The 17,923-nt window shown below is 64.8% G+C and carries 20 protein-coding genes; 8 read left to right on the forward strand and 12 right to left on the reverse strand.

From position 1 onward, the window contains the following. Nucleotides 1-75: 75 nt before the first annotated feature. The 9 genes from AC1MLZ_RS07050 to sdhC form a co-directional block, all read right to left on the reverse strand. Entirely contained in the window at nucleotides 76-540 is a 465-nt protein-coding gene (locus AC1MLZ_RS07050) for a PaaI family thioesterase (RefSeq protein ID WP_480961002.1), read from the reverse strand. Between the two features lie 196 nt (nucleotides 541-736). Next, complete coding sequence (locus AC1MLZ_RS07055; RefSeq protein ID WP_480961003.1) at nucleotides 737-1,531, reverse strand: succinate dehydrogenase iron-sulfur subunit; 795 nt, start codon at nucleotides 1,529-1,531, stop codon at nucleotides 737-739. Nucleotides 1,532-1,664: 133 nt separating this feature from the next. Continuing rightward, nucleotides 1,665-2,246, reverse strand: coding sequence for a ClpP family protease (locus AC1MLZ_RS07060; protein WP_480961004.1), 582 nt, complete (start codon nucleotides 2,244-2,246; stop codon nucleotides 1,665-1,667). A gap of 61 nt (nucleotides 2,247-2,307) precedes the next feature. Continuing rightward, entirely contained in the window at nucleotides 2,308-2,505 is a 198-nt protein-coding gene (locus tag AC1MLZ_RS07065) for a type II toxin-antitoxin system HicA family toxin (RefSeq protein ID WP_121903549.1), read from the reverse strand. A gap of 6 nt (nucleotides 2,506-2,511) precedes the next feature. Beyond that, on the reverse strand, nucleotides 2,512-2,760 hold the full coding sequence (locus AC1MLZ_RS07070; RefSeq protein WP_480961005.1) for a DUF1902 domain-containing protein: 249 nt from the start codon (nucleotides 2,758-2,760) through the stop codon (nucleotides 2,512-2,514). A 187-nt stretch (nucleotides 2,761-2,947) separates the two neighbouring features. Beyond that, on the reverse strand, nucleotides 2,948-3,223 hold the full coding sequence (locus AC1MLZ_RS07075; protein WP_480961006.1) for a hypothetical protein: 276 nt from the start codon (nucleotides 3,221-3,223) through the stop codon (nucleotides 2,948-2,950). Next, complete coding sequence (sdhA, locus tag AC1MLZ_RS07080) at nucleotides 3,223-5,025, reverse strand: succinate dehydrogenase flavoprotein subunit (RefSeq protein ID WP_480961007.1); 1,803 nt, start codon at nucleotides 5,023-5,025, stop codon at nucleotides 3,223-3,225. Before sdhA ends, AC1MLZ_RS07075 begins: the two co-directional genes overlap by 1 nt. Then, on the reverse strand, nucleotides 5,025-5,411 hold the full coding sequence (sdhD, locus tag AC1MLZ_RS07085) for a succinate dehydrogenase, hydrophobic membrane anchor protein (protein ID WP_480961008.1): 387 nt from the start codon (nucleotides 5,409-5,411) through the stop codon (nucleotides 5,025-5,027). Before sdhD ends, sdhA begins: the two co-directional genes overlap by 1 nt. Beyond that, complete coding sequence (sdhC, locus tag AC1MLZ_RS07090) at nucleotides 5,411-5,755, reverse strand: succinate dehydrogenase, cytochrome b556 subunit (protein ID WP_480961484.1); 345 nt, start codon at nucleotides 5,753-5,755, stop codon at nucleotides 5,411-5,413. The genes sdhD and sdhC overlap by 1 nt, the downstream gene beginning before the upstream one ends. A gap of 284 nt (nucleotides 5,756-6,039) precedes the next feature. Between sdhC and AC1MLZ_RS07095 the strand changes: the two genes are divergently transcribed. The 4 genes from AC1MLZ_RS07095 to AC1MLZ_RS07110 all read left to right on the forward strand — a co-directional run bounded on the left by AC1MLZ_RS07095 (nucleotide 6,040) and on the right by AC1MLZ_RS07110 (nucleotide 10,651). Next, nucleotides 6,040-7,395: a methyl-accepting chemotaxis protein gene (locus AC1MLZ_RS07095; protein WP_480961009.1), complete on the forward strand. Its 1,356-nt coding sequence runs from the start codon at nucleotides 6,040-6,042 to the stop codon at nucleotides 7,393-7,395. Nucleotides 7,396-7,477: 82 nt separating this feature from the next. Further along, complete coding sequence (locus AC1MLZ_RS07100; protein ID WP_480961485.1) at nucleotides 7,478-8,842, forward strand: methyl-accepting chemotaxis protein; 1,365 nt, start codon at nucleotides 7,478-7,480, stop codon at nucleotides 8,840-8,842. A 194-nt stretch (nucleotides 8,843-9,036) separates the two neighbouring features. Continuing rightward, the gene (locus AC1MLZ_RS07105; RefSeq protein WP_480961010.1) at nucleotides 9,037-9,726 is read left to right on the forward strand and encodes an SDR family NAD(P)-dependent oxidoreductase; all 690 of its coding nucleotides are present in this window, start codon (nucleotides 9,037-9,039) and stop codon (nucleotides 9,724-9,726) included. Continuing rightward, nucleotides 9,716-10,651: a 50S ribosomal protein L11 methyltransferase gene (locus tag AC1MLZ_RS07110; protein ID WP_480961011.1), complete on the forward strand. Its 936-nt coding sequence runs from the start codon at nucleotides 9,716-9,718 to the stop codon at nucleotides 10,649-10,651. Before AC1MLZ_RS07105 ends, AC1MLZ_RS07110 begins: the two co-directional genes overlap by 11 nt. A 107-nt stretch (nucleotides 10,652-10,758) precedes the next feature. On the opposite strand, the gene phhA is transcribed toward AC1MLZ_RS07110, so the two are convergent. After that, nucleotides 10,759-11,628 (reverse strand): phenylalanine 4-monooxygenase, encoded by an 870-nt coding sequence (gene phhA, locus AC1MLZ_RS07115; RefSeq protein ID WP_480961012.1) that lies wholly within the window; start codon nucleotides 11,626-11,628, stop codon nucleotides 10,759-10,761. Nucleotides 11,629-11,650: 22 nt separating this feature from the next. Between phhA and AC1MLZ_RS07120 the strand changes: the two genes are divergently transcribed. Continuing rightward, nucleotides 11,651-12,316: a TIGR02117 family protein gene (locus tag AC1MLZ_RS07120; protein WP_480961013.1), complete on the forward strand. Its 666-nt coding sequence runs from the start codon at nucleotides 11,651-11,653 to the stop codon at nucleotides 12,314-12,316. Nucleotides 12,317-12,553: 237 nt separating this feature from the next. On the opposite strand, the gene AC1MLZ_RS07125 is transcribed toward AC1MLZ_RS07120, so the two are convergent. Both AC1MLZ_RS07125 and AC1MLZ_RS07130 read right to left on the reverse strand, forming a co-directional pair. Then, on the reverse strand, nucleotides 12,554-12,832 hold the full coding sequence (locus AC1MLZ_RS07125) for a hypothetical protein (protein WP_480961014.1): 279 nt from the start codon (nucleotides 12,830-12,832) through the stop codon (nucleotides 12,554-12,556). Then, nucleotides 12,833-13,837 carry a glycerophosphodiester phosphodiesterase gene (locus AC1MLZ_RS07130; protein WP_480961486.1) on the reverse strand — a complete coding sequence of 335 codons (1,005 nt, stop codon included), beginning with the start codon at nucleotides 13,835-13,837 and terminating at the stop codon, nucleotides 12,833-12,835. Nucleotides 13,838-13,977: 140 nt separating this feature from the next. On the opposite strand from AC1MLZ_RS07130, the gene AC1MLZ_RS07135 reads away from it, so the two are divergent. The 3 genes from AC1MLZ_RS07135 to AC1MLZ_RS07145 are packed head-to-tail and all read left to right on the forward strand — an operon-like array spanning nucleotide 13,978 to nucleotide 17,752. Further along, on the forward strand, nucleotides 13,978-14,541 hold the full coding sequence (locus AC1MLZ_RS07135) for a 2Fe-2S iron-sulfur cluster-binding protein (RefSeq protein ID WP_480961015.1): 564 nt from the start codon (nucleotides 13,978-13,980) through the stop codon (nucleotides 14,539-14,541). Then, nucleotides 14,538-15,518 carry an FAD binding domain-containing protein gene (locus tag AC1MLZ_RS07140; protein ID WP_480961016.1) on the forward strand — a complete coding sequence of 327 codons (981 nt, stop codon included), beginning with the start codon at nucleotides 14,538-14,540 and terminating at the stop codon, nucleotides 15,516-15,518. The genes AC1MLZ_RS07135 and AC1MLZ_RS07140 overlap by 4 nt, the downstream gene beginning before the upstream one ends. Nucleotides 15,519-15,520: 2 nt before the next feature. Then, nucleotides 15,521-17,752: a xanthine dehydrogenase family protein molybdopterin-binding subunit gene (locus AC1MLZ_RS07145; RefSeq protein ID WP_480961487.1), complete on the forward strand. Its 2,232-nt coding sequence runs from the start codon at nucleotides 15,521-15,523 to the stop codon at nucleotides 17,750-17,752. Nucleotides 17,753-17,923: the final 171 nt, after the last annotated feature.

Here is a 17,923-nt window from a genome sequence, read left to right on the forward strand (position 1 = left end):
GGGCCCAGGCCCCCAGGCGTTGTATGTGTGACTCCTGGACTCCCGCGTGCGCGGGAGAACAGCGAGGCGCCGGTGCTATCTGGCAGTCGGCTTGCGGATCGTAGCCGAGAAGGCGGCGATCTTCGTTTCGTCCTCCCCTTGCACCACGAGGCCCCGCAGGAACAAGAGGCGGCCGGTTTCCTTGAGGACTTCAACCTGCGCCTCGATCGGCTCGCCGACGCGGCCGCCGCCGATGAATTGGGTGTTGAGGTCGAGCGTGACCGCGGTGCCGGCGGTGATCAGGCCGAAGCCTCGCGCGGCTGCGAACAGGGCTACGTCGATGAAGGCCAGGAGTGCGCCGCCGTGGACGTTGTTCTGGAGGTTCGAGTGGCGATGCTCGGGCGTGATGCGGACGCGGACGATGTAGCCGTCGACGCGGTAGAGCATGGGGCCGAGCAGGGTGTTGAACCGGGTCGGATCGGAGAGCGACCAGCTTCGCCAGCCGGGGTTGGCGGGGTCTTCGGCTTCGACGAAATGGGGTTGGGGAGCGGCGGTGGTCAAGAACCTGTCCTTCGATCCCCACACCGTTCGCCCTGAGCGAAGTCGAAGGGCATTGGGGAATTCCATCCCCCGCCCCTAGCGTGTGCTTCGACTTCGCTCAGCACGAACGGGAGGGGGGAGCGAGAGTGGGACCGGAGGGGGGACGCGGATCGAGGCGGGGAAGAGGGGTAATAACACGCCCTCTCCCCCCACTGGATCAGATGACCCGTTCGACTTCCATCTTCTTGATCTCGGCAATCGCCTTGGCGGGGTTCAGACCCTTGGGGCAGGCGTTCGCGCAGTTCATGATGGTGTGGCAGCGATACAGGCGGAACGGATCCTCGAGTTCGTCGAGGCGCTCGCCGGTCATCTCGTCGCGGCTGTCGGCAAGCCAGCGATAGGCCTGTAGCAGGATCGCGGGGCCGAGGAACTTGTCGGCGTTCCACCAATAGCTCGGGCACGAGGTCGAGCAGCAGGCGCACAGGATGCACTCGTACAGGCCGTCGAGCTTCGAGCGGTCTTCCGGCGACTGGAGGCGCTCCTTGCCCGAGGGCGGCGGGGTGACGGTCTGCAGCCACGGCTTGATGGACGAATATTGCGCGTAGAAATGCGTGAAATCCGGGACCAGGTCCTTGATCACGTCCATGTGCGGCAACGGGGTGATCTGGACCTCGCCCTTGCAATCCTCGATCGCAGTGGTGCAGGCGAGGCCGTTCTTGCCGTTGATGTTCATCGAGCATGAGCCGCAAATGCCCTCGCGGCACGACCGGCGGAAGGTGAGCGAGGAGTCATGCTCGCTCTTCATCTTGATGAGCGCGTCCAGCACCATCGGGCCGGTGTCGTTGAGATCGAGCTCGAAATTATCGTAACGCGGGTTCTCGCCGCTGTCGGGATCGTAGCGATAGACCTTGAACGATTTCAGACGCTTGCTGTCCCCCGAACCCTGGCTCGTAGAGGCGTGCTTGACGCCCTTCTTGACGACGCTGTTTTTCGGGAGCGAGAATTCGGCCATTGCGAGCGGTCCGTCCGTGGTGTGATTATAGGTTATGGGAGCCGATACATGACAGCGGCCCTCCCCGCAAATGCTTAGCTTCGCGGGTGCAACATGGGTCACCACCGCTGTCGCGTCGCCTGCCCTCTTGGCGTCAGATGATATCGAGGACCAGGCCAAGGTCGCGGGCTTCCTCGGCTTCGATGTACCAGTTGGAGGGGGCCTTCGCCTTCAAGTCCTCAATGTCGACCTTGGAGCCCTTCACGAGGTCGCGGAAGCCTTCTTCCTGGATGTTGATCGAATCCTCGATCTCGTGGAGCTTGGCTTCCAGCGTGTAGCGTAGCGTGTTGAGCGGGCCATGGAGTTCCACGGTGCTCTGCATCTGGCGCTCGTGGATCATGATGCGGCTGCCGCGCGTCAGGAAGCGGCTGTCGACGGGGAAGGCGGACATGAACGTCGCGCCGGCGGAATAAACCGCGACCTTGCCGAGGAAGAGCGTCTCGCGACCAGTGTATTCGCGGAGCAGGCGGATGTTGTCGCCCATTGCGCGGGCGACTTCGGGGTCGCCGCCGAGCGTGGTGATCGAGACGACGAGCGGGCCTTCGGTGGGCGCGGCGGCGAGTTGCGTCTTGAATGTTTCGTACATCGCGTCGTCGACTGGGCCGTGGAGGTGGATGTGGGGGGCTGCCAGCAGGGGGTAGTTGCGGGCGTTCGAGGCGGGGGATGTGTCGGTCATGCCGCGGCTAACTTTTGCGGGGGGAGTGGGTTCCGAGGGGCGGGACAAAAGGCCGTGATGCCTAGAGTTTCGTGGCGAGGCCTGCCTGTTTCAGAATAGCATTGGCCGTATGACGGGACAGGATCGTACCGTCGACGACGACCGGGCGGGGAGCATGCGGGCTGCGCCAGATTTCGTGATCGCCCTTGCCGCTTCGCACGAAGGTACAGCCGTTTGCCGTCAGGATATCGCGAACCTGCGCGGCATATCCCCGGACCATGATGCTTTAGGCCGCGATCTCGAAATCGCGTTCGTGGTGCGCGATGATCCGGATCCGGTGCGGGCCGACGAGGCGCGCGCGGTCGGCGATATCGTCCGCGTGGATGTCGAGCAGGTCGGGCAGCATCGCCGCGGCCTTTTCCACCAGTGCTTCGAGCGTGGCGGCGTCGGCAGCGAATCCCGGGATGTCGCCGTCTACCGAATACCAGACGCTGGCTTCGGGGTCGTAGTCTGCACGGATCGTCCAGTGCGCCATGTCCAACCTCACCTTTCCGCAGATCGCTCGCGTTGGTGTACGCGGAAATGCAGATTGGCGCCACGGTGCGGTGTTGCCGGATCAAATGCGGTCTGATGCCGTTCTCCTGCGAACGCAGGAGTCCAGGGTAACAGAGCGTGTCGCTTGTAATCCCGGGCTCCTGCGTTCGCAGGAGAACAGCAGGAGGTTAGCCAGCCTGCTTGGTCGTGCGCTTGTGCTGGAGGATCCAGCCTACGAGGCCGCCTGGCACTCCGCCGACGAGCGAGAAGAGCGCGTAGAAGGTTATTGCTATCTTTTGGGGTTCTTCACCGAGGGCTCGGGTTTCGATGCCGTAGACGTAGATCGCGGTCAGGATCGCGACGACCACCGGCCATAGGAAGCCGGCGATCATCGGTTGGAAGCGCGTCAGGAGCCCCACAGCGACGGGCACGAGAAACCCGACCGCGATGATGGCCCATATCATCAGTAAACCCGCTTCTTGGGCTTGATGTAGTCGATGTCGTCGGTGAGCGTGTAATCATGCACCGGGCGGAAATCGATCTTGGTCTCGCCGCCCTTGCCGCCCCAGCCGTTGAAGGTGGTGATGGTGTGCTTCATCCAGTTCGCGTCGTCGCGCTCGGGGAAATCCTCGTGCATGTGCGCGCCGCGCGATTCGGTGCGGTTGGCCGCCGAATTCATCGTCACGACCGCCTGGCCGATCAGATTGTCGAGCTCCATCGTCTCGACCAGATCGGTGTTCCAGATCATGCTGCGATCCTTCACGCCGACGTCGGTCATCCGGGTATAGATCCCGGCCATCTTCTCGACGCCCTGATTCAGCAATTCGGTGTCGCGGAACACGGCGCAATGCTTCTGCATGGTCTGCTGCATGTCGAGACGGATCTGCGCGGTCGGCGAACCGCCAGCCGCATTGCGGAAATGGTCGAGACGCGTCAGCGCGAGGTCTTCGGAACCCTTGGGCAGCGGCGCGTGGCTGGTGCCGGGCTTCAGCGTGTCCTTGATACGCAGGCCGGTCGCGCGGCCGAACACGACGAGATCGATCAGGCTGTTCGAGCCAAGGCGGTTGGCGCCGTGGACCGAGACGCAGGCCGCTTCGCCGACCGCGAACAGGCCGGGTACGACCGCGTCCGGGTTGCCGTCGACGAGGTTGACGACCTCGCCGTGGAAGTTCGTCGGGATGCCGCCCATGTTGTAGTGCACCGTCGGCGTGACGGGCAGCGGCTGACGCGTGAGGTCGACGCCGGCGAAGACCTTGCCGGTCTCGGTGATGCCCGGCAGGCGCTCGGCGAGCACCTTGGGATCGATGTGATCGAGGTGCAGGAAGATGTGGTCGCCGTTCTTGCCGACGCCGCGGCCTTCACGCATTTCGAGCGCCATCGAGCGCGAGACGACGTCGCGCGAGGCGAGATCCTTCGCCGATGGGGCATAACGCTCCATGAAGCGCTCGCCCTCGGAGTTGGTCAGGTAACCGCCCTCACCGCGTGCGCCCTCGGTGATGAGCACGCCAGCGCCGTAGATGCCGGTCGGGTGGAACTGGACGAACTCCATATCCTGGAGCGGCAAGCCGGCGCGGAGCACCATCGCGTTGCCGTCGCCGGTGCAGGTGTGCGCCGAAGTCGCCGAGAAATAGACACGGCCGTAGCCGCCGGTCGCGAGCACCGTCTGGTGGCTGCGGAAGCGGTGGATCGAGCCGTCTTCCATGCACAGCGCAATGACGCCGCGGCAGACGCCGTTCTCCATGATCAGGTCGAGCGCGAAATACTCGACGAAGAAGTCCGTGTTGTACTTCAAACTCTGCTGATACAGCGCGTGGAGCATCGCGTGGCCGGTGCGATCGGCGGCAGCGGCGGTGCGCTGGACCGGGGGCCCCTCGCCCATGTTCTGCATGTGGCCACCGAACGGACGCTGATAGATCGTGCCGTTCTCGTTACGGCTGAACGGCATGCCGGCATGTTCCAGCTCGTAGACCGCCTGCGGGGCCTCACGGCAAAGATACTCGATCGCGTCCTGGTCGCCGAGCCAGTCGGAACCCTTGACGGTGTCGAACATGTGCCAGGTCCAGTGATCCGGCGAGTTGTTGCCGAGCGAGGCGGCGATGCCACCCTGCGCCGCGACGGTGTGCGAACGGGTCGGGAAGACCTTGGTGATGCACGCGGTCTTCAGGCCGCTCTCGGCGATGCCCATCGTGGCGCGCAGGCCGGAGCCGCCGGCACCGACGACGACCGCATCATAGGTATGATCGATGATCTTGTAGGCTGCAGACATTACGCAGGGGCTCCGGAGAAGGCGACCTTCAGGATCGCGAACAGGGCGATGCCGCCCAGCGTGAAGGTGAACAGGTTGAGCACGATCATCGCCACGACGCGGCTCTCGTCATGCTGGTAATCCTCGATCACGATCTGGAGACCGAGGCGGAAATGATAGAACACCGAGATGATCAACAGCGCCATCGGCACCGCCACCCAGGCCGATTGCAGCCAGAGATGGACGGCGCCGTAATCATAGCCCGGCATCCGCGCGACCGAGATCATCAGCCATGTCATCAGGAACAGGTTCGAGCCTGCGGTCAGGCGCTGCTGCCACCAGTGATGCGCGCCGTGCTTGGCGCTGCCCAGGCCGCGGACGCGACCGATCGGGGTACCCGAACCCATTACTTGATCCCCATGTAGAGCCAGAACACGATCGTCAGCGTTACCGATGCGACCATCGTCGCGAGCGCACCCATCTTGTTCCGCTTCAGTTCGTAGCCGGCGCCGACATCGAGCACCATGTGACGGATGCCGCTCATCATGTGCTGGAACAGCGACATGGTCAGACCGACCGCGACGATATAGCCGAGGATGTTGAGGCCACCGGTGTCGGTGGTGAACACGTCGACGAAGGTAGCATAGGCCTGATCGCCGGACGCGATCGCGGCGAGCCACCAGACGAGCAGCAGGCTGCCGACGGTGGCCATCCCGCTACCGGTCGCGCGGTGCAGGATCGAGACCAGCATGTGCGGGCCCCATTTATAGACCTGCAGATGGGGAGAGAGCGGGCGTGCCGGATTGCGCGATGCCAAGGGCGGAGTCCTCGATCGAAAAAATGAATGTTCGACCTATTAGTCGCCATGTGCTGCGATGCAACCCATTGGCCGCCCGTCTGTAACCCAAGGCAATCGCGCATTACCTGCGTCGAGGCCGCGTACGGCGAGCCAAGATTACCATCGATCCCTAACCAGCTCTTAAACAATAGGCGGTAGCACTGGACGGGCAAAACCCGATTTCGGAGTCTCCCGCCTTGACCAAAGATTTGCCGACGCTCGGCTCGATCGCCGCCACCGTCGACATCCCGGCGCGGCTGCGGGTGTTCGATTTCGATGGTTCGCTGACGGCAGCGAGCCGCGAAGTGTGGGACGCGCTAGAGCCGGAGATCGCGATGGTCTCAAAAGCGTATTGGGAACAATGGCTTCGGTGCTTCGCGGACGAGCGGCTATGGGCGCCGAGCGAGACCGAGAAGATGATCGAGATCGGCTGCACCTTCCTGAAAAACCGGTTCCTGGATACCGCGGGCCGGGCCTGGATCGAGTCGGTCGAGCGTTCGGTCGCCGCGGCCTATGCGGCGGACGTGTCGCCGATGGCGCTGCTGTCGATGATCAGCGCAAGCGACCGCGCTGCGCTCGACGTGCTGATGCGCCGGGTCGACCGCGAGGGCGTCACGCTGCCGCGCTACATCGACACGCTGATGCGCCTGTCCGCGCTGGAATGCGAGATCACCGTCGCGATCTACAACAAATACCGTGCGCACTCCGCGCAGGTCGGTCGCGATACGCTGGCGGCGGAATTCCGCGACGGCATCGCGGCGATGGTCGAGACCGCGACCAACGAGGGGCATACGTTGCGCGAACAGGCGGTCCGCAGTTCGGCATCGACTCGCGCGGTGCTGGGCAAGGCGAGCGAAGTCGCCGCTGCCGCCGAACAATCCGCCGTGGCGATGCGCGAGGCGGCGCAGACTGCCGCCGGCCTGATCCGTGCGATCGAGGACGCGCGGACCGAGGTGGAGGCTGCGGCCGAGATCGCCAATCGTGCTTCGGTACAAGCAGGTGAAGCCGTAGGCATGTCGGAGGCGCTGAGTGATCATGCGAAGTCGATCGAATCGATTCTCAGCCTGATCCGCGACATCGCCGGGCAGACCAACCTGCTGGCGCTGAACGCGACGATCGAGGCGGCACGCGCAGGCGATGCGGGGCGCGGGTTCGCTGTGGTGGCGCAGGAAGTGAAGAGCTTGGCCAACCAGACCGCGCGCGCGACCGACGACATTGCGGCCAAGATCGCTGCGATCCAGTCCGCCACGCGCGGCACGGTCGAGACCAACGCCAGCATCAAGGCGACCGTCACCGAGGTCCAGGAATCGGCCGATCGCATCCGGTACGCGATGGAGGCGCAGGCGCAGACCGTAACCGCGATCACCGCCGCGGTCGACGAAACCGCGCTCGCCGCCGATTCGATGTCCACCACGATCGCCGCGATCCGCGAGGATACCGAAACGGTCGCGAGCGAGATCGACGGCGTCGGCCGCGGCTTCGACGTACTCGACACGCGCCTCAGCAATTTGAAGAACAGCGCCGGCGACTTCGTCGCCAAGGTCGCTGCGTAAACGACCTTCGGGAGAGGTTATGATCGGGGATACGAACGATACAGGGGCCACGTCGCTAAGCGGCGGCCCCGGACCAGACGATATGCCTCGTGCGGGGAAAGCCCGAGGCTGGGGCAGCGACCAGCGCGCGCTGCGGGACCGCGTCCGCGATTACGACTGGGATTCGCTGATCGAACCGACCTGCGCGAGGCTCAGTGCGCTGCTGGATGCGGACGCCCATCGCCGGATCTCCGAGGCGTTCTGGCGTCATTATCTGTCGCTCGATGCGGCGCGCCACGTCGTCCGCTACTTCACGCCGGAACGCCTCGAACGGCGGATCGCCGCGAGCGCGCACTATGCGCGACTGAAATATCTCTCGCCCTATGACGACGCCTGGCGGGTGATCGCGATCGGCCATGCCGACGCCTCGCGCGCGTCGGGTATCCCCATCCCCGCGCTGCTGTCGTCGCTGGCGTTCGCGCATAGCGTGACATTGAACCTGCTGGTCGATCGCCTGGGTGCCGATACGTCGGCGTTGCGCGAACTCGGCGACGTCGTGCAGCGGCTGGCGCTGATCGAGGCGGACATCATGACGTCCCATCTCGGCGCGAGCGATGCGGATGCGGCGCGCGTCGAACGCGGCACGCGGGCGGTGGCGTTCCGAGAGAGCATCGCCGCGTCGATCGAGGATACCGCGGCGCTGGGCGCGCGGATCCGGGTGCAGGCGCTGGGAGCATCCGCCTCGACCCGCGGGGTGCTCGGCAAGGCGAGCGAGGTCGCTGCCGCCGCCGAGCAGTCGGCCGTCGCCATGCGCGAGGCTGCGCAAACATCGGCCGGGTTGATCCGCGCGATCGAATATGCGCGGACCGAAGTCGAGGCCGCGACCGAGATCGCCAACCGCGCATCGGTGCAGGCCGGCGACGCGGTCGGCATGTCCGAGACGCTCAGCGAACACGCCCAGTCGATCGAATCGATCCTCGGGCTTATCCGCGCCATTGCCGGGCAGACCAACTTGCTGGCGTTGAACGCGACGATCGAAGCGGCGCGGGCGGGCGATGCGGGACGCGGGTTCGCGGTGGTGGCGCAGGAGGTGAAGAGCCTCGCGAACCAGACCGCACGCGCAACCGACGACATCGCGGCAAAGATCGCAGCGATCCAGGCGGCGACCCGGTCCACCGTCGCGACCACGGCATCGATCAAGTCGACCGTGGCCGAAGTCCAGGAGAGCGCGGACCGCATTCGCATGGCGATGGAGGCGCAGGCGCACACGGTGACTACGATTACCGCGGCGGTGGACGAGACGGCGCTGGCCGCAGATGCCATGTCGGCGACGATCGCGGCGATCCGCGCGGATACCGAAGCCGTCGCGGTGGAGATCGATCTGCTTGGCCACGGGTTCGGCGAGGTGGACGACAAGTTGGGCGTCTTGCGCGGGGCGGCGGACGGGTTTTCGGCGAGCGTGGCTTGAGGGCCGCCGGAAGAGAGTAGGAATGGGTTCACGCGGAGGCGCGGAGGCGCGGAGGGTCCGGCGGAACCGGGGTTCTTCAAAACTCTCGTCGTTATACGCCCCGCCTGATCGACACCCACCCTTTCCGCGTCTCCGCGTGAACCATTCTTCTTCGGCTTGGTGACGGATACGGCCTGCGGCGCTAGAGTTTGAGGATGACCATTCTACTCACAGGCTCCAGTCGCGGTATCGGCGCGGCTATTCATGCGGCGCTGACCGACGCGGGCGCTTCCGTCATCGGGCATGGGACCGCCAGCGGTATCCCTGCCGACTTTGCCGATCCTGCCGGTCCGGCCGCGCTGTGGAATACGGCGCTGGAGCAGGCTGGCGGCGCGATCGACGTGCTGATCAACAATGCTGGCGTGTTCGAGGCATCGCCGCTCGCCGACGACGACTGGACCGCGCAGTGGGAGCGGACGATGCGGATCAACTTGACCGCATCGGCGGAGTTGTGCCGACTGGCGGTGCTGCATTGGCAGGCTCGCGGTGTTGGAGGGCGGATCGTCAATATCGCCAGTCGGGCTGCGTATCGCGGGGATTCGCCGGCGCACTGGCATTATGCTGCGTCGAAGGCCGGGATGGTGGCGATGACCAAGACCATTGCTCGGGGCTATGCGCGCGAGGGAATTTTGGCGTTTGCGGTGTGCCCCGGGTTCACGATGACCGGAATGGCGGAGGACTATCTGTCGAGCCGGGGCGGCGAGGCGTTGCTGGCGGACATTCCGCTCGGGCGGGTTGCGGCGCCTGAAGAGATCGCGGCGGCTGCCAAGTTTCTGGCACTGGAGGCGCCGGCTTCGATGACGGGGTCGGTGATCGACGTGAATGGGGCGAGCTATGTCCGATAGTTGGAAGCTGACCCTGCCGTGTACGCGGGCGGAGGCGGAGGCGATCGATGCTTCCGATGATCTGACCATCGACGGTGTCTTGATGACGACCGAGGAGATCGAGGACGATGTCGAGTCGTGGCGGCTCGATGCGTATTTCGAGCATGAGCCGGCGGCAGAGACGGTCGCCGCGGTGCGCGCGCTGGTGCCGAGTGCGGCGGGCGCCGAGATCGCGGTCGAGCGGCTGGGCGATGCGGACTGGGTGACGATGAGCCAGGCTGGGTTGGAGCCTTTGTCGGTCGGGCGGTTCTTCGTGCATACCGGGGCGCATTCGGGCGCGGTGCCGGCGGACAAGCGGGCGTTCCTGATCGAGGCGAGCCGGGCGTTCGGGACGGGGCATCACGAAACGACCAGCGGCTGTCTGGCTATGCTCGACGGGTTGGCGGATGCTTCGTTTGGGAACGTGATCGACATTGGGACAGGGACCGGGTTGCTCGCGTTTGCGGCGGCGCATCTGTGGCCTGAGGCTGCGGTGATGGGGACGGATATCGATCCGGTCTCGATCGATGTTACGCGCGAGAATGCGGCGTTGAACGGGGTCGAGGGGATCGATCTGGTGGTGGCCGATGGCACGCTGGACGATGCTATCGTTGTGCGGGCGCCGTATGATCTGGTGATCGCGAATATTCTTGCCGGGCCGCTGGTGTCGATGGCGCCGGAAATCGCTTCGATTTCGGATGGGGGGGCGACGATCGTTCTGGCGGGGTTGCTGGAGACGCAGCGGGCTGGGGTCGTGGCCGCGTATGAGGCTTGCGGGTGTTCGCTCGAGGCGGTCGACCGGCGGGGGGATTGGAGTGTACTTCGGTTGAAGGCGGGGGTTGTGCGGTTCGTGGCCGATGGGCCGTTCGATCCTAAGGGGCGTGATGGATGGGCTTTGGATATTTGAACCACCCGTAGAGCATGTTCCCCCGCGAAGGCGGGGGAACAAGAGGGTGCTGCCCTCACCCTACAACGGAACACCACCCCGGCGGAGGCCGGGGTGGTGCTTCTTGTTTACGCGCTGAGTTTCGCCTTCGCGTACTCCTGCGTACCTTCCGTCAGTACCACATCGTCCGGCTCGATACGCGCAACGGGAATATCCGGGAGCGCCTTCAGTTCCTCGTACAACGGCGCGAAGTCCGTCTCTACCGTCAGCCTAAGCAACTCCTCGAAGCTCGGGATGACGAAGTAGTTCTGCTGGAAATCGTCGATCCGGTACTCCGTCCGCATCACCCGGGCGAGGTCGAGCGCGATGCGGTTGGGGCTTGGGTCGTCGAGCGCGAAGCGGGTTTCCGCGTAGCTTGAGACGATACCCGAGCCGTAGATGCGCAGGCCTTCGGGTTCAGCGATCAGGCCGAACTCGACCGTGTACCAGTAGAGCCTTCCCAGATATTTCAACGCGTCGAGCCCGAGCGCGCGCTGGCCGCCGCGGCCATAGGCGGCGAGATAGTCGGCGAAGATCGGGTCGGCGAGCATCGGCACGTGGCCGAACACGTCATGGAAGACGTCGGGTTCCTGGAGGTAATCGAGCTGGTCGGGGCGGCGGATGAAGTTGCCGGCGACGAACCGGCGGTTGGCCATGTGGTCGAAGAACACGTCGTCGGGGACGAGGCCGGGCACCGCTACGACCGACCAGCCGGTGAGCTTGGTCAGGCGTTCGGACAGTTCCTCGAAATCGGGGATGCCGGGCTTCGACAGCTTCAACACGTCGAGTCCGCGCAGCCAGGCGTTGGACGCGCGACCGGGGAGCAGCTTCGACTGGCGCGCGAACAGCGTGTCCCAGGTCGCGTGATCCTCTGCGGTGTAGTCCGCCCAGTTCTGCGGGATCGTCCAGTCGGGCGCGCCTTCGGGCGGGGTGCTCAGCACGTGCGTTTCTTCTGCCATGCGGGTCGTCTAGCATGACGGAATGAAGACGGAAACGCGCTGGGTGCAGTGGATTTTATGGGCGGTCGCGGCGGTGTTCGGGGTGATCGCGAGCTATGCGGTGGCCGGGCTGGTCGGGGGAGCGATCCCGAGCAATCGCGACTGGGTCGCGCCGGTCGAGGGCGTGCATATCTTCGTCGAGAGCAACGGCGTGCATACCGGGATCATCGTGCCGAAGGTCGCCGCCGGGGTCGACTGGCGCGGGGTGGCTCGGGCGGAGGATTTGCGTGATCCGCGCTATGGTGCGTTCGATCATGTGTCGTTCGGGTGGGGGGAGAAGGCGTTTTATCTGGAAACGCCGACCTGGGCCGACGTGAAGCTGCGAACCGTGGTTGCTTCGGCGGTGGGGAGTGATCGGACACTGATGCATGTCGATCATTTGCCGAGGCCGCGGGCGGGGGATGGGGCTCGAGAGATCGTCTTGACGCCGGCGCAGTATCGGCGGTTGGCGGCGTATATCCGGGCGAGTTTTCGGGACGGGGGCGCGCGGTATCAAGGGTATGCCGGGTATGACGCGTTTTATGAGGCTAACGGGCGGTATAGCGCGGTTCGGACGTGTAATGCGTGGACGGGGGATGCGCTTAGGTATGCCGGCGTGCGCGTTGGGGTTTGGACGCCATTTCCGGTTACGGTGATGGGGTGGTTTTGACGGCGTCGTGAACCCCAAAGATTGTCCTCCCGCGAAGGCGGGAGTCCAGACTGGGCTCCCGCCTTCGCGGGAGGACAAGGAGGGGACAGGAAACAATATCCTGGGCCGCCTCCCGGCGGAGGCCGGGGTCCAGTTGGGGAACCTTGCTAACGACGGGCACCGCTAAGTTACGTCCGTTTCCCAACTGGGCCCCGGCCTTCGCCGGGGGGGGCGATATTCTGGTGGTAAGGAGGGGGTTCAATTCCCCGCGCGATACACCTGGTACTGCCCGCATTCCGACTGCTGCGGGTCCTTCTTGCAGCGCTTGGCGAGTTCCTTGCGCTGCTTGCCCTCTTCGGCTTCCTGCTTGCGCATCTTCTTGCCGTAGTTGCGGTCCGATTCTTCCTGGCTGGTGGTGCTCCAGTCAACGGCCTTGCCGGCGACCTGGAACGGGGCCTTCACGATCGACGTGGCAGTGCTGATGCAGCCACTTACGAGGAACGGCAGGACCACAAGTACGGGAAGGACCTTACGCATTTACTTCACTCCTGCGCGCAACCGATCTCGCGCTTGGGCCCCGTATAGCGGAAAATCGGTGAAGAAACCGTCGATTCCTTGAGCGATAGCGGAGTCGATTTCCGCGGCGATGTCGCCGTGTGTCGCAGGGTCGGCGCCGCGGCGGAAGCGTGTCGGTTCGAAGTAGTTTTCCGCGCGGTAGGTCCAGGGGTGGACGCGCAGGCCTGCCGCGTGGGCGTCGGCTACGAGAGGCGTGGGCGTGGCGTCGTTCCAGAGCATCGCCTTGCCGGGACCTATGCCGTAGGCGTAGGCCGCGACGGCTTTCAGACCTTCCGGCGTGATCATCGCCTTGTAGCTCGGTTGCGCGCCATCGGCGGGACCGCCCTCCCCGTCCATCAGCTGGATCAGGCGGACTTTCGTCAGCTTGTGGAGGCGTTGGAGGTTGGCGACCTCGAACGACTGGATGAACACCGGCGCTTTTGCCGAATCCCAACCGGCCTCGCGCAGTTCGGCGACGAGTTTCGCGTCGGTCGGGTGGCCGATCTTCGCGAAATAGGTCGGATGCTTGGTCTCGGGATAGATGCCTATCGTTCGGCCCGTCTCGACCGAGCGACGCTTGGCGAGCGCGATGATTTCCGCGAGCGTGGGGATCTGGAACTGGCCGTCATAGGCGGTGTTCGTGGGGCGGAGCTTCGGCAGGCGCTCCTTCGCGCGCAGCGTCTTCAGTTCGGCGAGCGTGAAGTCCTCTACGAACCAGCCGGTCATCGTCTGCCCGTCGATCGTCTTGGTGGTTTTCCTCGCGGCGAATTCGGGATGATCCGCGACGTTGGTCGTATCGGCAATGGCGTTCTCATGCCGGGCGACGAGGACGTCGTCCTTGGTCGGCACCAGATCGGGCTCGATGAAGTCCGCGCCCTGGTCGATCGCGAGCGAATACGCCGCCAGCGTATGCTCGGGCCGGAGCCCGCTCGCCCCGCGGTGCGCGATCACGATTAGGGGCGATAATCGGGGAGAAGCTGGCGTCATCGCAGCAGCTTGCCCGCTCGCGGCGACGAGCGCCAGCGCACCAATGTGTGAGAGCCAATCGCAATAGGAAACCATCGGGCGCATCGGCGTTCAGTCCTCGTATCCGTAAAATCCCAGCGCGTTCAACGAGGGGCGATCTCATGCATTTCACGATCAATGGTCAATCATATGACGCCGAACCCGATATTCGTACGTCGGTGCTCGATCTGTGCCGCGAGCATCTCGGGCTGACGGGGTCGAAGAAGGGCTGCGATCATGGTCAGTGCGGGGCGTGCACGGTGTTGATCAACGGGCGTCGCGTCAATTCCTGCCTGACGCTCGCCGTGATGCATCAGGACGACGAGATCGTGACGATCGAGGGGCTGGGCCAGCCGGGTAACCTGCATCCGCTGCAGGACGCGTTCGTACGGCATGACGGGTATCAGTGCGGCTATTGCACGCCGGGGCAGATTTGTTCGGCGGTGGGCATGCTCGACGAGGTCAGGAAGGGCTGGGCCAGCCATGCGTCGGGCGACCTGACCGATCCGAAGTTCGACGATGCCGAGATTTCGGAGCGGATGAGCGGCAATATCTGCCGGTGTGCGGCGTATCCGAACATCGTCGATGCGATCCGTGAAGTCGCAGGCGCCGAGCCCGAGGGTCGGACCGCGGACGAGAAGGACGCGGCGATGGAAGCCGATCTGCGCGGGGAGCTGGTGTCATGAAGACCTTCGTCTACGAGAAGGCCGCGACGCCCGAGGCTGCGGTAAAAGACATCGATACGATCGGTGCGAAGTTCATTGCGGGCGGCACCAACCTGCTCGACCTGATGAAATTGCAGGTCGAGACGCCGGACAAGCTGGTCGACATCTCGCGGCTCGATCTGGCGAAGATCGAGGAGCGCGAGGATGGCGGGCTGACGATCGGTGCGCTGGTGCCGAACAGCGATCTCGCCGCCGATGCCCGTGTCGTGGCGAAGTACGAGGTGCTGAGCCGCGCGTTGCTCGCAGGGGCTTCGGGCCAGTTGCGCAACAAGGCGTCGACCGGGGGCAACCTGCTCCAGCGTACGCGGTGCTATTATTTCTACGATACCGCCGCGGCGTGCAACAAGCGTGAGCCGGGTAGCGGGTGTTCGGCGATCGGTGGGTTCAACCGGATCCTCGCCGTGCTGGGGACGAGCGAGCATTGCATCGCGACTCATCCGAGCGACATGGCCGTTGCAATGCGCGCGCTCGATGCGACGATCGTGACGCTGAAGGCGGACGGCGATCGTCGGCGCATTTCGATCCACGAATTCTACTGCCTGCCCGGCGACACGCCGCAGATCGAGACCGTGCTCGAAGCGGGCGAGCTGATCACCCATATCGAACTGCCGGCGCCGCCCAAGGGCAAGCAGGCGTACCGGAAGGTGCGCGATCGTGCGTCGTATGCCTTCGCGCTTGTATCGGTGGCAGCGGTCGTCGACGTGCAGGACGGCGTGATCGCGTCCGCCTCGCTCGCGTTCGGCGGGCTCGGGCCGATGCCGTGGCGCAATCCGGCGGTCGAGGCCGCATTGGTCGGCAAGGCCCCTACCGATGAAGCGTTCGAGGCTGCGGCGACTGCGCTGCTGGCCGATGCCAAGGGCTACGGCTCCAATGACTTCAAGATCCCCCTCGCCCGTCGCACGCTGATCGCGACGCTGCGCACCGTAACGGGAGCATGAGCATGTTCGGTTTTGGCACCACCAACAGCATGACGATGGACAAGCCGCACCCGGACAGTCTGCTGGATACGGGCGTCCAGGGCGTTATCGGCAAGCCGCTCGACCGGGTCGACGGGCCGCTCAAGGTCACGGGGACGGCGACCTATGCCGCGGAATACGAGTTCGCGAACATGGCGTTCGGCGTGCTGGTCGGCACGAAGATTTCGGCGGGCAAGGTCGTGTCGATCGACGTCGACGCGGTGAAGAGCATTCCCGGCGTGATCGACGTCGTCATCGATTTCGATCGATTCATCCGCGTCTCGGCGCAAGGTGGCGAGACCGAAGCGCCGACGCAGGGCGTGAAGGACATCGCGTATTTCGGCCAGATCGTCGCGATCGTGCTTGCCGAGAGCTTCGAGGTCGCCCGCGATGCGGCGGCTCGGCTGCCGATCGAGTATAAGGCGAGCGAGGGCCAGTACGACTTCGCCGCGCACCGCGACGAGACCCGCAAGCCTAAGGACGACGCTACGCAGGCGCACTTCGCGCAGGGCGACGTCGACAAGGCGATGGACGACGCACCGGTGACGATCGACGTTACCTATGTCACGCCGAGCCAGAATTCGGCGGCGATGGAGCCGCATGCCTCGATCGCGGTGTGGGACGAAGACGGCACGCTGGCGCTGTATGGCGCGTATCAGATGCCGACGTCGGACGCGCAGCAGCTGGCGAAGTCGCTAGGCGTGCCCGAGAAGAAAGTGCGGATCATCGCGCGCTATATCGGTGGCGGGTTCGGGTCGAAGCTCGGCATCGCGCCCGAGAGCGTCGCGGCGGCGATCGCGGCGAAGCAGCTTGGCCGACCGGTCAAGGCGGTGATGGCACGCCAGCAGGTGTTCGAGGCGACCGTGCGTCGTTCGAACACCGAGCAGCATATCCGATTGGCGGCAGGCGCGGACGGCAAGCTGACGGCGATCGGTCATGAGACATTGGTGTCGAACCAGTCGACCGAGGATTATTTCGAGCCGGCGGGGATCGGCACGCACATGCTGTACGGCGGCGAGAACCGCTTCATCACACACGATATCGTCGACCTGAACTTCGTCGTGTCGGGGTCGATGCGCGCGCCGGGCGAAGCGGTCGGTATGATGGCGCTGGAGAGCGCGATGGACGAGCTGGCGGAGAAGCTCGGCATGGACCCCATCGAGCTGCGCCGGATCAACGACGTGACGATCGATCCGGAAAAGGACGTGCCCTTCACGTCGCGCAACCTGACGCGCGCGCTGGACGAAGGCGCGGCGAAGTTCGGTTGGAACGGGCGCCAGAAGGCCGGCACGCGGCGCGAGGGCGAGTGGCTGATCGGGACGGGCGTCGCGGCGGCGGTGCGCGGCAACATGATGCAGGAATCGTCTGCCAAGGTGGAGATCCATCCGGATGGCTCGGCGACGGTATCGTCGGCGATGACCGATATCGGCACCGGCAGCTACACGATCCTGGCGCAGATCGCGTCGGAGATTCTGGGCATTCCGGTCGCCAACATCACGATGGCGCTGGGCGATACCAATGACCCTCCCGCCGCTGGTTCGGGTGGTTCGTGGGGCGCGACCTCGTCGGGAACGGCCGTGTATCTCGCGTGCGAGATGCTGCGGGGGAAGCTGGCCAAGGCGATGGGCGTCGACGAGGACAATCTGACGCTGAAGGACGGGACCGCGATCGGCGACAACCGCTCGACACCGATCGGCGAGCTGGTCGGCAAGGGTCTCGAAGCTACCGGCCACATCAAGCCGGGCAAGCAGGAGAAGGATCACACGCAGGCGTCGTTCGGCGCGCATTTCGCCGAGGTTGCGGTGAACGCGGTGACTGGCGAAGTGCGGGTGCGGCGGATGCTGGGGTCGTTCGCGGCTGGGCGCGTGCTGAATGCGAAGACGGCTCGGTCGCAGTGCCTTGGCGGGATGACGTTCGGGATCGGCGCGGCGCTGACCGAGGACCTGATCCACGATTTGCGCACCGGCAAGATGGTGAACCACGATCTCGCGGAATATCACGTGCCGTCGAATGCGGACATTCCGCAGATGGAAGTGCACTTCGTCGACGAGCGCGACATCCATGCAAACCCGATCCATGCCAAGGGGATTGGCGAACTGGGGATTTCGGGCGCGGCGGCTGCGGTCGCGAATGCGGTGTATAATGCGACGGGGATTCGGGTGCGGGAGTTCCCGATCACGCTCGACAAGCTGCTGGATCAGTTGCCGGCGGTTTGAGGGGCTTGGCTGAGCTAGCTTCACACATCCCATAGCTACCTCCCCGGCGGAGGCCGGGGCCCAATTGGCAAGGTTTTGATAACGGCGTGCAAAGCGCCGTTACTCCCGTCCCCCAATTGGGCCCCGGCCTTCGCCGGGGTGGTGGTTGGGGATGAGGGGTGACCTCGTCAA

It is taken from the genome of Sphingomonas sp. PEI4, from assembly GCF_056679955.1.